At 71.0% G+C, this 14264-nt stretch carries 11 protein-coding genes; 7 read left to right on the top strand and 4 right to left on the bottom strand.

What is annotated here, in order from left to right; all coding sequences use genetic code 11:
- The first annotated feature begins 305 nt into the window (after positions 1-305).
- From AB0J40_RS26450 to AB0J40_RS26435, 4 genes are all read left to right on the top strand, one after another.
- Positions 306-2198, top strand: a complete 1893-nt coding sequence (locus AB0J40_RS26450) for an acetolactate synthase large subunit (protein WP_364457483.1) — start codon at positions 306-308, stop codon at positions 2196-2198.
- Position 2199: 1 nt separating this feature from the next.
- Complete coding sequence (gene ilvN, locus AB0J40_RS26445; protein ID WP_003080760.1) at positions 2200-2706, top strand: acetolactate synthase small subunit; 507 nt, start codon at positions 2200-2202, stop codon at positions 2704-2706.
- Between the two features lie 35 nt (positions 2707-2741).
- On the top strand, positions 2742-3755 hold the full coding sequence (gene ilvC / locus AB0J40_RS26440; protein WP_191309919.1) for a ketol-acid reductoisomerase: 1014 nt from the start codon (positions 2742-2744) through the stop codon (positions 3753-3755).
- 84 nt (positions 3756-3839) lie between these two features.
- Positions 3840-4118, top strand: a complete 279-nt coding sequence (locus AB0J40_RS26435; RefSeq protein WP_086670329.1) for a DUF397 domain-containing protein — start codon at positions 3840-3842, stop codon at positions 4116-4118.
- Here AB0J40_RS26435 and AB0J40_RS26430 read toward each other — a convergent pair.
- The 4 genes from AB0J40_RS26430 to AB0J40_RS26415 form a co-directional block, all read right to left on the bottom strand.
- Positions 4115-4996 (bottom strand): nuclear transport factor 2 family protein, encoded by an 882-nt coding sequence (locus AB0J40_RS26430; RefSeq protein WP_364457481.1) that lies wholly within the window; start codon positions 4994-4996, stop codon positions 4115-4117. The two genes, AB0J40_RS26435 and AB0J40_RS26430, sit on opposite strands and share 4 nt — an antisense overlap.
- 70 nt (positions 4997-5066) lie before the next feature.
- Positions 5067-6374 (bottom strand): ankyrin repeat domain-containing protein, encoded by a 1308-nt coding sequence (locus AB0J40_RS26425; protein WP_364457479.1) that lies wholly within the window; start codon positions 6372-6374, stop codon positions 5067-5069.
- A gap of 149 nt (positions 6375-6523) precedes the next feature.
- The gene (locus AB0J40_RS26420) at positions 6524-7336 is read right to left on the bottom strand and encodes a TIGR03620 family F420-dependent LLM class oxidoreductase (RefSeq protein WP_364457477.1); all 813 of its coding nucleotides are present in this window, start codon (positions 7334-7336) and stop codon (positions 6524-6526) included.
- Positions 7333-8232, bottom strand: a complete 900-nt coding sequence (locus tag AB0J40_RS26415; protein ID WP_364457475.1) for a TIGR03620 family F420-dependent LLM class oxidoreductase — start codon at positions 8230-8232, stop codon at positions 7333-7335. Before AB0J40_RS26415 ends, AB0J40_RS26420 begins: the two co-directional genes overlap by 4 nt.
- 87 nt (positions 8233-8319) lie before the next feature.
- Here AB0J40_RS26415 and AB0J40_RS26410 point away from each other — a divergent pair, with 87 nt between their 5' ends.
- The 3 genes from AB0J40_RS26410 to AB0J40_RS26400 all read left to right on the top strand — a co-directional run bounded on the left by AB0J40_RS26410 (position 8320) and on the right by AB0J40_RS26400 (position 14199).
- On the top strand, positions 8320-8883 hold the full coding sequence (locus tag AB0J40_RS26410) for a helix-turn-helix domain-containing protein (protein ID WP_364457473.1): 564 nt from the start codon (positions 8320-8322) through the stop codon (positions 8881-8883).
- Between the two features lie 125 nt (positions 8884-9008).
- Positions 9009-10607: a phosphoglycerate dehydrogenase gene (serA, locus tag AB0J40_RS26405; protein WP_364457471.1), complete on the top strand. Its 1599-nt coding sequence runs from the start codon at positions 9009-9011 to the stop codon at positions 10605-10607.
- Positions 10608-10836: 229 nt separating this feature from the next.
- Entirely contained in the window at positions 10837-14199 is a 3363-nt protein-coding gene (locus tag AB0J40_RS26400) for a S8 family serine peptidase (RefSeq protein WP_364457469.1), read from the top strand.
- Positions 14200-14264: the final 65 nt, after the last annotated feature.

The following is a 14264-nucleotide window of genomic DNA, read 5'->3' as shown; positions in this document are numbered from 1 at the left end:
CCCGGACCCGGGTCGCGCGGGTGTGACCCACGTCCACGATGCGGACACGTCATCCCGCAGAGTTGACACCCGAGAGACCTTCGGACTAGCGTCAGCGTCGTGACACCGCTGACCGGCCTCGTACTTCCCAAGCGCGTCGACGCTTAGGGAAGACTTTCCGCTGCGTCGACGCGCGAACCCTCGTGCGACCTTACGGTCGGCGAGGGTTTTTTGTTGCCCTAGGGAAGAGATTCCCCGCCCCACCGCACCGATAGAGCTCAAAAAAGACCCGAACGAGTGACACCGAGACCCACGAGGCAGAACCGATGACCAGTGCCACGTCGCGCAGCGACGCGAAACCCGGGCCGACGCCCGGAACGCCCGGAGCACGTCCGAAGCCGGCGCCACCGGCGGGAACCCCGGTGCGCGTCACCGGCGCGCAGTCCCTCGTGCGCTCGCTCGAGGCGGTCGGCGCCGAGGTGGTCTTCGGCATTCCGGGCGGCACCATCCTGCCCGCCTACGACCCGCTGCTGGACTCGACGAAGGTCCGCCACGTCCTGGTCCGCCACGAGCAGGGCGCGGGCCACGCCGCCACCGGTTACGCGCAGGCGACCGGCAAGGTCGGCGTCTGCATGGCGACGTCCGGCCCGGGCGCGACCAACCTGGTCACGCCGCTGGCCGACGCGAACATGGACTCCGTCCCGGTCGTCGCCATCACCGGGCAGCAGTCCCGCTCGCTGATCGGCACCGACGCGTTCCAGGAAGCCGACATCTGCGGCATCACCATGCCGATCACCAAGCACAACTTCCTCGTCACCGACCCCGCGGACATCCCGCGGACGATCGCCGAGGCGTTCCACCTGGCGGCCACGGGCCGGCCGGGCCCGGTCCTGGTGGACATCCCCAAGGACGTGCTGCAGGAGATGACCTCGTTCTCCTGGCCGACGGAGCTGCGGCTGCCGGGCTACCGCCCCACGCTGCGCCCGCACGGCAAGCAGGTCCGCGAAGCCGCGAAGCTCATCGCGAAGTCGCGCCGCCCGGTGCTGTACGTCGGCGGCGGCGTCATCAAGGCGGAAGCGCACGAGCAGCTGAAGCAGCTCGCCGAGCTGACCGGCATCCCGGTCGTCACGACGCTGATGGCGCGCGGCGCGTTCCCCGACTCGCACCCGCAGCACCTCGGCATGCCGGGCATGCATGGCTCGGTCGCCGCGGTCGCGTCGATGCAGCGCGCCGACCTGCTGGTCGCGCTCGGCGCCCGGTTCGACGACCGGGTCACCGGCCAGCTGTCGTCGTTCGCGCCGGACGCCGCGATCGTGCACGCCGACATCGACCCGGCCGAGATCTCCAAGAACCGCAAGGCCGACGTGCCGATCGTGGGCGACTGCAAGGAGATCATCGGCGAGCTGATCGCCGCCGTCACCACGGAGTTCGAGCACGGCGGCAAGCCCGACCTCGCCGACTGGTGGACGCTGCTGGACGACTGGCGCAAGACCTACCCGGCCGGCTACGAGTGGCCCGACGACGGATCGCTGTCGCCGCAGTACGTCATCGAGCGGATCGGCGAGCTCGTCGGCCCGGACGCCGTCTACGCCGCCGGTGTCGGCCAGCACCAGATGTGGGCCGCGCAGTTCGTCAAGTACGAGAACCCGCGCACCTGGATCAACTCCGGTGGTCTCGGCACCATGGGCTTCGCCGTGCCGGCTGCGATGGGCGCGCAGTTCGGCGTCCCGGACAAGCAGGTCTGGGCGATCGACGGCGACGGCTGCTTCCAGATGACCAACCAGGAGCTGGCCACCTGCGCCATCGAGGGCGCGCCGATCAAGGTCGCCGTCATCAACAACGGCAACCTGGGCATGGTCCGGCAGTGGCAGAACCTCTTCTACTCGGAGCGGTACTCCAACACCGACCTCGGCACGCACAAGCACCGCATCCCGGACTTCGTCCTGCTGGCCGAGGCGCTGGGCTGCGCCGGCCTGCGGTGCGAGACGAAGGAAGACGTCGACGCCACCATCCGCCGCGCGATGGAGATCAACGACCGCCCCGTCGTGATCGACTTCGTCGTGGGGAAGGATGCCCAGGTGTGGCCGATGGTCGCCGCGGGCACCGGCAACGACGAGATCATGGCGGTCCGGGGCATCCGGCCGCTGTTCGACGACGACGAGGTTTCGGTCGAGACGACCGAGGCCGCCGCGGAAGCCGCCGGGGAAGGTGAGCGCTGAGATGAGCGTCCACACGCTGAGTGTGCTGGTCGAGAACAAGCCGGGTGTGCTCGCGCGCGTCTCGGGCCTGTTCTCCCGCCGCGGGTTCAACATCGAGTCCCTCGCCGTCGGGCCCACGGAAAACCCCGAGGTGTCCCGCATGACGATCGTGGTCGCCGTGGAAGAGCTACCGCTCGAACAGGTGACGAAGCAGCTCAACAAGCTGGTCAACGTGATCAAGATCGTCGAGCTGGAGCAGTCGACCGCCGTGCAGCGTGAACTGCTGCTGGTGAAGGTTCGCGCCGACAACACCGTGCGCAGCCAGGTCCTCGAAACCGTCCAGCTCTTCCGTGCGAAGGTGGTGGACGTGTCCCCGGAGGCGCTCACCGTCGAGGCGACCGGGACGTCGGACAAGATCGGTGCCCTGCTGCGGATGCTGGAGCCCTATGGCATCCGCGAGCTGGTCCAGTCCGGCATGGTCGCGGTCGGGCGCGGCGCCCGTTCGATCACCGCAACCTCGCCCCGCTAGAAACTTTGTAAGTCAGGAAAGGAAGCAGTACCCCCATGGCAGTGGAAATCTTCTACGACGACGACGCCGACCTCTCGATCATCCAGGGGCGCAAGGTCGCTGTCATCGGCTACGGCAGCCAGGGCCACGCCCACTCGCTGAGCCTGCGCGACTCCGGCGTCGACGTCCGCATCGGCCTGCCCGAGGGGTCCAAGTCGCGGGCGAAGGCCGAGGAGCAGGGCCTGCGCGTGCTCACCCCGGCCGAGGCGTCGGCCGAGGCCGACCTGATCATGATCCTGGCGCCGGACACCAAGCAGCGCTTCATCTACGAGCAGGACATCGCCCCCAACCTCAAGGACGGCGACGCCCTCTTCTTCGGGCACGGCTTCAACATCCGCTACGACCTGATCAAGCCGCCGGCCAACGTCGACGTCGCCATGGTCGCCCCGAAGGGCCCGGGCCACCTGGTCCGCCGCCAGTTCGTCGACGGCAAGGGCGTCCCGGCGCTCATCGCCGTGGAGCAGGACGCCTCCGGCAACGCCCAGGCGCTCGCCCTCTCCTACGCGGCCGCCATCGGTGGCGCCCGCGCCGGCGTCATCAAGACGACGTTCACCGAGGAGACCGAGACCGACCTCTTCGGCGAGCAGGCCGTGCTCTGCGGTGGCGCGTCCGCGCTGGTGCAGACCGGTTTCGAGGTGCTCACCGAGGCCGGCTACGCCCCGGAGATCGCCTACTTCGAGGTGCTGCACGAGCTGAAGCTGATCGTCGACCTCATGTACGAGGGCGGCATCGCGCGCCAGCGCTACTCGATCTCCGACACCGCCGAGTACGGCGACCTGACCCGCGGCCCGCGCGTCATCTCGCCGGCGGTCAAGGAAGAGATGAAGAAGATCCTCGGCGAGATCCAGGACGGCACGTTCGCCCGCGAGTGGGTCGCCGAGGACGAGGCCGGCCGGCCGAACTTCACCAAGCTCGAGGAGCAGGGCAACCAGCACCCGATCGAGGCGACCGGCAAGAAGCTGCGCGACCTGATGTCGTGGGTGGACCGGCCGATCACCGAGACCGCCTGACGCTTTTCCGGTAAATCCGAAGGGGACGCCCGCACCGGGCGTCCCCTTCGGTGCGTTCGGTGGTCGTTTCGCTACGCTTGCGACATGAGTGAGCAGCCGGTCGACGACAAGGCGCACATCCGGCACCACCTCGACTTCACGAAGGCGGAGTGGATCCGGGCCGAGCCGGAGGGCGTCACCCTCGACGACTGCGTCGAGTACGCCTTCATCGAGCACACCGACGGCGTCACCTACACCGCCATGCGGCAGTCGGCGAAGCCGGACGGCGTCATCCTCGTCTTCACGCCGTCGGAGTGGGACGCGTTCGTCAAGGGCGTCCGCGACGGCGAGTTCGACCTGCCCGAGGACCTCGCGGAGGCCTAGAGCTTTGCGGCCAGCTCGGGGATCCGGCCGAGATCGCCGGCGATGCCGAGGTGGTCGCCGTAGTCGCGGGACTCGACGACCAGGCCGTCGCGGATCCGCATGGCGAAGATGTTGGCGATCCGGACCGGGCGGCCGCCGTACTCGCCCTGGTAGGCGAACTCGGCGATCAGCACCTCGGGGTCGACGCCCTCGTAGGTGACCAGGTCGGTCGCTTCGAGGTCGACGCCCATCGCAGCGGCCTGCTTGAAGTGCGCCCGCAGCTCCTCGCGCGTTCGCACCACGGCCGAGCCCGGCTGGAACGGGTGCGTCACATGCGTTTCCTCGGCATACAGCTCCGCCAGCTCCTCGCCGCGCTTGTCCGAGACGCCGTAGACGAGCCGCTCGAACACCCCGCGCCGGCTCTCCGGGTCGCTCGACGTCCGTGGACCGATCGGCGGCAACTCGCGCGGCGGTGCCTGCTCGTACGCCTTCGCCAGCTGGCCGACGCCGTCACGGATCGCGGCGAGGCGCAGGTAGTCGTGGTAGTCGCGCGAGTGGACGATCAAGCCGTCGCGGACGCGCAGCACCTGGATGTTGGCCGTCTGCGTGGTCTTGCCGGTCTCGACCGACTCGGCGTCGTAGTCGTATTCGGCGACGATGACCTCGGGGTCGGTCGTCTCGTGGACGACGACGTTCCTGCGCGTGAGCCGCAGCGCGCCGGCGAGCACGCCGGTGAACCGCTCGTGGACGGCGGCCCGGCCGGTGAGGCGCGTCGGCCGCGGCACGGCCTGCGGGTGCTCGACGACGGTGTCTTCGGCGTAGAGCGCGGAGAGGTCGGCGAAGCGTCCTTCGCTGATGCCGTCGGACAACGCGGTGAAGACGTCGCGAGGTGTGGTCATGGGTCCTCCCAGTGGGCAAAACGGAGTCTGTAGTCCGTCTCGAACGATACGGACTACAGACTCCGGTTGTCTACCGGAGCAGCTCTCGTGCCGCCGGCTGCCCGCACACCTCCGCCCACGTCTCGGGCGTGCCGTGGAAGATCGCGTCCCGGGCACCGACGTCCGCGCCGGTTTCGACGAGGACGCGGATGACGTCGAGGTGCCCGGACTGCGCGGCGAGGTGCAGGGCGGTGACGCCCTCGCCGTGGCGCGGGCCGCCGAACGTGCCCGCGTGGTTCACGTCGGCGCCGAGATCCAGGAGCGCCCGGACGGCGGCGAGCCGGCCCTGCGCCGCCGCCCACGCCAGCGCCGTGCCGCGGTAGACGTCGGCGTTCACGTCGGCGCCCCGCGCGACCAGGAGCCGCAGTGCTTCGACGCGGTCGTTGCGGGCGGCCCAGGAAAGGGCTTCGTTCGTGACTTCGGCGGGGTCGTCCGTCGGCTGCCAGGCCGGAAAACCGCTGTGGGGACGGTAAAAACCGCGGTGTGCGCCGGGGTCGCCGGACTTCAGGAGTTCGTCGATGAAGGCCGTGTCGCCGAGCCCGGCCGCGACACGCAGGTTGCCCGGCGCCCGGCTGTGCTTCGCGAGCGTCTCGGCGGCCTCGCGGTGTCCCCAGAACAGGGCGACGACCAGGGGAGTGCCGCCGTCCCCGCGCGCCGGGACGTCGACCGGGGCGCCGCGCTCGAGCAAAAGGTCGAGCAGGTGCGGCAGGTTGCTGTAGGCGGCCTGGTGCAGGGGCGTCCAGCCGTGGACGTTGCCGCGCGCCGGGTCGGCGCCGTGGTCGAGCAGGAGCTGGCTGAGCCGTTCGTCGCCCGTCGCGCCGGCCATGCCGAGCAGGTCGTTGCCGTTGGTGCCGCGGGTGGTGACGAGCCAGGGGAACTCCACTAGGAGTTTCCCGAGGCCGTCGAGGTCCCTCGCTTCGACCGCCCGGTACGCGCGGGCGAACGGCTCGCCACTGTCCACAAGGGACTTGACGTGCGCGCGGAGTGCTTTCCAGGAACCGAATCCGTGTTCGCGCGCCACGACCGCGCGGGCGCCGTCGCGGGTGAGGGGCTGCTGCCAACGGTCGAACGGTTCGCGCGCGCCGGGCGTTTCGTCCTCGGCCGAAGCGAGCAGGCCGAGCGCGCGCTCGGCGTAGTACCCGACGTCCTGGTGGTACGGGTGCTGCGGGGCTTCGCCGGGCCCGGTGACGCGCCGGACGTACGCCTGCAGTTTCGGCCAGCTCGGGAAACCGTGGGCCCGGGCGATCCGGAACTGCGCTTCGGAGAGCTTGACGCCTTCGGCGCGCGCGAGTTCTTTCGCGCGCTTGCGGAGTTGTTCGAGGTTGAGTCCACCGGGCACGGTCGTGCCTCCTTTCCTCGTCGCCCGTGGTCCGCCGGCACCGGGCAGGAAAGAAGGTGCGTAGCTGGTGGTGCGGTGCTGCGGGGGTGGGCTCGGCCCTTTCCGCGGACGGGACGCGGCCCCTGCCGCGCCCCGCCAGCCTACCCCGGTCAGGGGAGGAGATCGGCCAGTCTGCGGTAGGACTTCTCCGTGCGGGCCAGGACCTGGACGCAGACGTGGTCGGCGCCCGCGTCGAGGTGGGCCCGGATCCGGTCGGCCGCCTGCTCGCCGGTGGCGACGACGGCGTCGACCAGGCGGTCGCTGCCGCCGTCGGCGAGGTCGTCGTCGGTGAAGCCGAGCCGGCGCAGGTTCGCCTGGTGGTGCGGGGCCTGCCGGACGTAGAGGTCCACGTGCTCCCGGGCCGCGTCCCGGGCGGCCGGGTCGAGCACCACCGCCTGCTCGACGGCGAGGTACTTGCCCGGGCCGAGCCGCTCGCGCGCCAGCGCCGTGTGCTCCGGCGGGACGAAGTACGGGTGGGCACCGTCGGCGCGTTCGGCCGCGAGGCCCAGCATTTTCGGTCCCAGCGCCGCGAGCACCCGCCGTGGGCGGGGTGACGGCTGCGGCAGGCCCGGCAGCTCGGCCGCGTCCATGCCGTCGAGGTACTCGCGCAACGCCGTCAGCGGCCGCGCGCCCGGCCGATGCCCGCCCAGCCCGGCGATGAACCGGCCAGGGTAAGCCTCGCCCAGTGCCCGGATGGCGCCTTCGGCCGCGAGCGGCGACCGCTGGTCGAACCGCGCGACCCCGGTGGCGACGGTCAGCTTCGACGTCGCCGCGAGCAGCAGCGCCGCCTGGGTGAACGCCTCCCGGCCGCCGAACTCGCCGAACCAGATGGCGGCGAAGCCGAGTTCCTCCACCTCGGCGGCCGTTTCGCGCAGCTCGGTGACCGGGGCGCCGTCGAAGAACCGCCAGATTCCCACGCTCATCGGAGCACCGCCGGCGCCAGCTCGAGCAGGGCGTCCACAGTGGACTCGAACGTCGCCGCCGACGGCGTCAGCAGCACGTGGTCGGCTCCCGCGTCGAGGAGTTCGCCGAGGCGTTTCGCGATCGTCGCCGCGTCGCCCCACACGACGAGGTCGTCGACGAACCGGTCGCTCGGCCCGGCGATGTCGGCTTCGGTGTAGCCGAGCCGTTTCCAGCCCGCGAGGTAGACGGTGACGGAGTACTCGCGCGACTGCGCCACCCGGCGCCGCACGCTCTCGCGGGCGTCCTCGCGGCTGCCGAGCAGCACGGTCTGCTGGGGGATCAGCAGCTTGTCCGGCCCGAGGATTTCCCGCGCGTACGGCGTGTGCGAGACGGGCTGGGCGAACGGGTGCGCGCCGTCCGCGCTCTCGCGCGACAGTTCCAGCATCTTCGGCCCGACCGCGGCCAGCACGCGCGGAAACACCACCGGCGAGGGGCTTTCGGCCGCCGCAGTGTCCATTTCGGACAGGTAGTCCCGCATCCGGTCGAGCGGCCGGTAGTCCTCGCCGAGCTTCGCCGCCTGGACGGCGTGCCCGACGCCGACGCCGAGCACGAACCGGCCGGGGTGGGTCTGGGCGAGCGTCGCCCCGCCCTTGTACGCCGTCGTTCCGCGCCGCAGCCAGGTGTTCGCGATGCCGGTGCCGAGCACGACGTCCGGCACCGTGGCCAGGAGGTCGCCGAAGTGGGCGAACACTTCGCGGGTGCCGGGTCCCTCGCCGCTCCACACCGAGCCGTAGCCGGCTTCGGCGAGCCGCCGGGTCGCCGCGCGTTCGACGTCCGGCGGTGGTTGCAGGGGCGCGCTCGGCAGCCAGGCACCGATCGCGCCGAGCCGGGCCCGCGTGTCTTCGACCAGGGTCATCCTCGTTCCCTCCAGTAATGTGAGGCTGCCTCCGCTTAATATACGGAGGCTGCCTCCGATTGGCTACCCGGTAGGGTCGGAAGGGCGATGACCGAAGTCAAGCCGATGCGCGCGGACGCCCGCCGCAACTACGAGCGCCTCCTCGAAGAGGCGCAGCGCGCCTTCGCCGAGCACGGCGTCGAGGCGTCGCTGGAAGACATCGCGCGCCGCGCCGGGGTCGGCATCGGCACGCTCTACCGGCACTTCCCGACGCGCGACGCCCTGCTCGAGACGCTGCTGCGCGCCCGGTTCGACGCCCGTGCCGAGCGGGCGCGCGAGCTGCTCACCGACCCGGAGCCGCTGACCGCGCTGCAGACCTGGCTCGCCGAGCTGGGTGACGCCACCGGCACGTTCCGGGGCCTGGTGGAGCTGACCGCCGACGCGCTCAACGACGAATCGTCCCGGTTGTACGCGTCGTGCCACGCGATGCGCGAGGCCGGTTCCCACCTGGTGGAACGCGCGAAGCGGGCCGGCGAACTGCGCCGGGACGTCACGACGGACGAGCTCCTTCTGTTGCTGCACGCGGCATCCTGGGCGGGCGGGCACCTGCCCGGCCCGGGGGGCATGCAGCGCCTCCTGGCTCTTGTTTTCGAGGGATTACGAGTGAGTTAACACCGTGGGAAGCCAGGGGGCCGTCCTGCGGGTTAAACTCCCGCTCGACCGGGGCACAACGGCGTGCTGAGACCGTCTGTCGACACAGAGCGTCCTGGAAATGACCAGATAGTGGGAGCCGCATCGTGAGCAAGCCCAATAAGCCCGTCGTCCTCATCGCGGAGAAGCTCGCCCCCTCCGTGCTGAGCGTCTTCGGTGACGAGGTGGAGGTCCGGCACGTCGACGGCACGGACCGGTCCGCGCTGCTCGAGGCGGTGAAGAGCGCCGACGCGCTGCTGGTGCGCTCCGCCACCAAGGTCGACGCCGAGGTGCTCGGTGCCACGACGCAGCTGAAGGTCGTCGCCCGCGCCGGCGTCGGCCTGGACAACGTCGAGGTGCCCGCCGCCACCGAGCGCGGGGTCCTGGTCGTCAACGCGCCGACGTCGAACATCGTCTCCGCCGCCGAGCACGCCGTCGCGCTGCTGCTGGCGGTCGCGCGCCGCGTCCCGGCCGCCGACCAGAGCCTGCGCGGCGGCGAGTGGAAGCGCAGCTCGTTCTCCGGCGTGGAACTGCAGGGCAAGACGATCGGCGTCGTCGGGCTCGGCAAGATCGGCCAGCTGTTCGCCCAGCGCCTGGCCGCGTTCGACACCAAGATCATCGCCTACGACCCCTACGTCTCGGCCGCGCGCGCCGGCCAGCTCGGCATCGAGCTCGTCACCCTCGACGAGCTGCTGTCGCGGGCCGACGCGATTTCCATCCACCTGCCGAAGACCCCGGAGACCAAGGGGCTCATCGACGCCGAGGCGCTGAAGAAGACCAAGCCGGGCGTCATCATCGTCAACGCCGCCCGCGGCGGCCTGATCGTCGAGCAGGACCTGGCCGACGCGCTGCGCTCGGGCCACGTCGGCGGCGCCGGCATCGACGTCTTCGTGACCGAGCCGACCACGTCCAGCCCGCTGTTCGAGCTGGACAACGTCGTCGTGACCCCGCACCTGGGCGCGTCCACGGCCGAGGCGCAGGACCGCGCGGGCACGGACGTCGCCCGCTCGGTGCTGCTGGCCCTGCGCGGCGACTTCGTGCCGGACGCGGTGAACGTCACCGGCGGCGGCGCGGTCGGCGAGCACGTCCGCCCGTACCTGTCGCTGACCCAGAAGCTCGGCCAGCTGCTCACCGCGCTGAACCCGAAGGCGCCGACGTCGGTGACCGTGCAGGTCAAGGGCGAGATCTCGAACGAGGACACCGGCGTACTGCAGCTGGCGGCGCTGCGCGGGGTGTTCACCGGCGTGGTCGAGGACCAGGTCACGTTCGTCAACGCGCCGCAGCTGGCGGAGAAGCTGGGCGTGCAGGTCGAGCTGGAAACCGAGTCGGAGAGCCCGAAGTTCCGCAGCCTGGTCACGGTGCGCGCGGTGCACGCGGACGGCCAGGTGCTGACGGTGTCCGGTTCGGTCAGCGGCAAGGACGAGGTCGAGAAGCTGGTCGAGGTCAACGGCCGCGGCTTCGACCTGCGTGCCGAGGGCACCGTCCTGCTGGTCGAGTACGGCGACCGCCCGGGCGTGATGGGCCGCGTCGGCACGCTGCTCGGCGAGGCGGGCATCAACATCGAGGCCGCGCAGATCAGCCAGACCACCGACGGCTCCGACGCGGTGATGCTGCTGCGCGTCGACCGCCACATCGACGCGCACCTGCTGGAGCCGATCGGCGCCTCGGTCGGGGCGCACACGATCCGTGCGGTCGACTTCAACTGACGTAACACTTCGAAGGCCCCTCGTCACCCGACGGGGGGCCTTCGTGTGCAATCACATTCACGTAACGGAGTCCTTTGCCTACGTAAGTAGGTGATTTGGGGCATTAAGTTCTCCCCGCGAGGTTGAACCACGCGTCGTCGAGGGCACGGCGCTGCGCCGCGCTTCACCGTCGGGGGTGTCAGGAGCGGCAGGCAGGTTCGGGTCCAGACCTCGAGTAAGGGGCCGACTCATGAGCAGATCCCGCTTACCCGCGCGCGCCACCACGGCGTTCTTCGCCGTGGTCCTGGCCGCCGCGCTGGGGGCGCCCGCCGCGTCCGCACAGGACGCACCGCTGGCCGACGGTGTCGCGCCGGCGAAGGTCGACGCCGGGAAGCTGCAGGGCAAGGTTTCGCCGCGGCTGGGCGCCGCGCAGGGACGCGTCACCGCGTTTGTCGAGCTGGCCAAGAAGCCGGCCGTCGACGCGTTCACGTCCGCGCAGCCCCAGGGCAAGGAGGCCGCCAAGCGCGCCGCCCGGGTCGCGAAGGACGACACTGCGGCCGCGGTGAACTCGGTGCTGGGCCAGCTGCGCTCGGCCGACGCCAAGCCGCAGGTCGTCACCCAGACCGCCAACGCCGTCCCCGGCGTGGTCGTCACGGCCGACGCCGCGAAGCTGCGGGACGTCGCCAAGCGCGCGGACGTCGTTTCGGTGCGCACGGTCGTGCCGAAGACGCGCACCAACGCCAGTGCCGAGCAGCTGACCAACACGCTCGCCGCGTGGCAGCAGACCGGGAAGTTCGGCGACGGCGTCCGCGTCGGCGTCATCGACGACGGCATCGACTACACCCACGCCGACTTCGGCGGCCCGGGCACCAAGGCCGCGTACAACGGCGTCGACCGCACCAAGCCGACCCCGCTCTTCCCGAGCGCCAAGGTCGTCGGCGGCACCGACCTCGTCGGCGACGACTACGACGCCGCGACGCCCGGCAAGACCACCCCGGCGCCGGACCCGAACCCGCTCGCCTGCGGTGAGCACGGCACGCACGTCGCCGGCACCATCGGCGGCTTCGGCGTCACCGCGGACGGCAAGACCTTCAAGGGCGACTACAAGAAGCTGGACGCCAAGAAGGTCGACGCGATGCAGATCGGCCCGGGCACCGCGCCGAAGTCGCTCCTCTACGCCATCAAGGTGTTCGGCTGCACGGGCTCGACGAACGTCACCTCGCAGGCGCTCGACTGGGCCCTCGACCCGGACGGCGACGGCGACTTCACCGACCACCTCGACATCGTCAACCTCTCGCTCGGCTCGGACTTCGGCGCGCCGGACGACCCGGACTCGCTGTTCGTGCGCAAGCTCGCCGCCAACAACGTGCTCCCGGTGATCTCCGCGGGCAACGGCGGCGACATCAACGACATCGCCGGCTCCCCGGGCAACACCCCCGAGGCGCTCACCGTCGCCAGCACCCGCGACGCGGGCATCCTGCGCGACGCCGCCGAGGTCAAGGCGCCGACGACCGCGGCGGGTCAGAAGACCGGGCAGTACAGCCAGAACTACACCGGTTACGACACGCTCGACCTGACCGCGCCGGTCGTCGCGCTGTCCGCGTCGAACGCCGCGGGCTGCGCGCCGTACTCCGCCGCGGACAAGGCGAAGGCCGCCGGCAAGTTGGTCTTCCTGGAGTGGGACGACAACGACTCGACCCGCGCCTGCGGTTCGGCCGCGCGCGCCAACAACGCACAGGCCGCCGGGGCGAAGGGCGCACTGCTTTCGTCCACTTTGGAGCACTTCAGCGCGGGCATCGCGGGCAACGCGGCGATCCCGATGTTCCAGTTCACCGGTTCGGCGACCAAGACGCTGCGCGCGGCGCTGACCGCGGGCACGCTGCAGGTCCGGCTCTACGGCGCCGGGCGCGCCTCGATCCAGACCTACGACAAGACGATCGTGGACACCCCGAGCTCGTTCACCTCGCGCGGCACCCGCGGCCCGGCCGTCAAGCCGGACGTCGCCGCCCCCGGCGACACGATCACCTCGGCGTTCCGCGGCAGCGGCAACGGCCGGACCGTGCTGAGCGGCACGTCCATGGCGGCGCCGCACACCGCGGGCATCACGGCGCTGGTCCGCCAGTCCCACCCGGACTGGTCGGTCGAGGAGGTCAAGGCGTCGGTCATCGACACCGCCGGCCACGACGTCACCGACGGCGCGGGCCACACCTACGCGCCGCAGCGCGTCGGCAGCGGCCGGATCGACGCCAAGGCGGCGCTGGACAACCAGGTGCTCGCCTACGTCGTCGACGACCCGGGTGCGGTGAGCGTCAGCTTCGGCACGGTCGAGGCTCCCGGGCCGGTGACGCTGTCGAAGACGATCAAGCTCGTCAACAAGGGTGTCACGCCGGCCGAGTACTCGGTGGCCTACCAGGCGGTCAACGCGCTGCCGGGCGTCGAGTACACAGTGGACAAGCAGACGGTGAAGCTGACCCCGCGCGGCACCGCCAAGGTCAAGGTGACGCTGAAGATCACCGACCCCAAGGCGCTGCGCAAGGTCATGGACCCGACCATGCAGGCCACCCAGGCCGGCCTCGCGCGGCAGTTCGTCGCCGACGCCTCCGGCCGGGTCGCCTTCACGCCGGTGAGCGGCGCGAAGGTGCCGCTGCGGGTTTCGGTCTACGCCGCGCCGAAGCCGGTGTCGACGATTTCGACGCCGCAGTCGGTGAAGTTCGCCCCCGACGCCACGCAGGCCGTGCTCAACCTGACCGGCAAGGGCGTCGACCAGGGGACCGGCGCGCAGCGGTACCGCTCGCTGATCAGCGTGCTCGAGCTGCAGGCGGAGTCCCCGCAGCTGCCCGAGTGCGACGCGGACGTGGTCACCGACTGCACGGTGAACAAGACGGCCAAGGGCGGCGACCTCCGCTACATCGGCGCGGCCTCCACCGCGCCGCTGGCGAAGGAGCAGGGCGAGCCGGAGAACGCGATCGTCGCGTTCGGTCTCTCCACCTGGGGCGACTGGGCGAACATCGGCAGCAACACCTCGCCGTTCGTCGACATCGACACCACCGGGGACGGGACGCCGGACTTCGAGACCTACGTGACCAAGGCGACGTCCACGGACGTGCTGCTGGCCGTCACGGTCGCGCTGACCCCGGGCTTCCCGCAGGTGGACGTCCAGGCCGTCAACGGGCAGCTCGGCGACGTGGACACGAACGTGTTCGACACGAACGTGGTCACGCTGCCGGTTTCCCTGGCCGCGCTGGGCATCGACGCGACCGCCGACAGCCACCGCATCTCCTACACGGTGGGCGTGAGCGGTTTCTACGTCGCGCCGGGCACGACGAACGGGCTGATCGACTACGTCGGCACGCCGCTTTCGTTCGACGCGCTCGCGCCGGGCTATTCGGTGCAGGGTGGCGGCGACGCCGCGCTGGGCTACGTCGCGAAGCCGGGGACGGCGCTGGTCGTCAACCGCAACGCGGCTTCGGTCGCGGCCGACAAGGCGCTCGGGCTGCTCGCCATCGAGCACCACAACGCCGCGGGCAACCGGGCGAACGTGGTCAAGGTGGATTCCGCCCAGGGCGCCCGGCCGGGGAACGACCGTCAGCCGATCGGGGCCGGCCATCGCTAGGTCGTGACAAGATCGATCCATGCAGCATCAGGGGCGTCTCCGGTGGGTATCCACCGGGGGCGCCC

It is taken from the genome of Amycolatopsis sp. NPDC049691 (assembly GCF_040675005.1).
Lineage (GTDB): Bacteria > Actinomycetota > Actinomycetes > Mycobacteriales > Pseudonocardiaceae > Amycolatopsis.
The sequence above is the reverse complement of the archived record's forward strand: the minus strand, read 5'-3'. Positions and strand labels throughout refer to the sequence as shown.

Excerpts from the sequence above, each read along its gene's own strand:
- AB0J40_RS26450 (WP_364457483.1), top strand. The coding sequence starts at position 306 with ATGACCAGTGCCACGTCGCGCAGCGACGCGAAACCCGGGCCGACGCCC.
- ilvN (WP_003080760.1), top strand. The coding sequence starts at position 2,200 with ATGAGCGTCCACACGCTGAGTGTGCTGGTCGAGAACAAGCCGGGTGTG.
- ilvC (WP_191309919.1), top strand. The coding sequence starts at position 2,742 with ATGGCAGTGGAAATCTTCTACGACGACGACGCCGACCTCTCGATCATC.
- AB0J40_RS26435 (WP_086670329.1), top strand. The coding sequence starts at position 3,840 with ATGAGTGAGCAGCCGGTCGACGACAAGGCGCACATCCGGCACCACCTC.
- AB0J40_RS26430 (WP_364457481.1), bottom strand. The coding sequence starts at position 4,996 with ATGACCACACCTCGCGACGTCTTCACCGCGTTGTCCGACGGCATCAGC.
- AB0J40_RS26420 (WP_364457477.1), bottom strand. The coding sequence starts at position 7,336 with ATGAGCGTGGGAATCTGGCGGTTCTTCGACGGCGCCCCGGTCACCGAG.
- AB0J40_RS26415 (WP_364457475.1), bottom strand. The coding sequence starts at position 8,232 with ATGACCCTGGTCGAAGACACGCGGGCCCGGCTCGGCGCGATCGGTGCC.
- AB0J40_RS26410 (WP_364457473.1), top strand. The coding sequence starts at position 8,320 with ATGACCGAAGTCAAGCCGATGCGCGCGGACGCCCGCCGCAACTACGAG.
- AB0J40_RS26400 (WP_364457469.1), top strand. The coding sequence starts at position 10,837 with ATGAGCAGATCCCGCTTACCCGCGCGCGCCACCACGGCGTTCTTCGCC.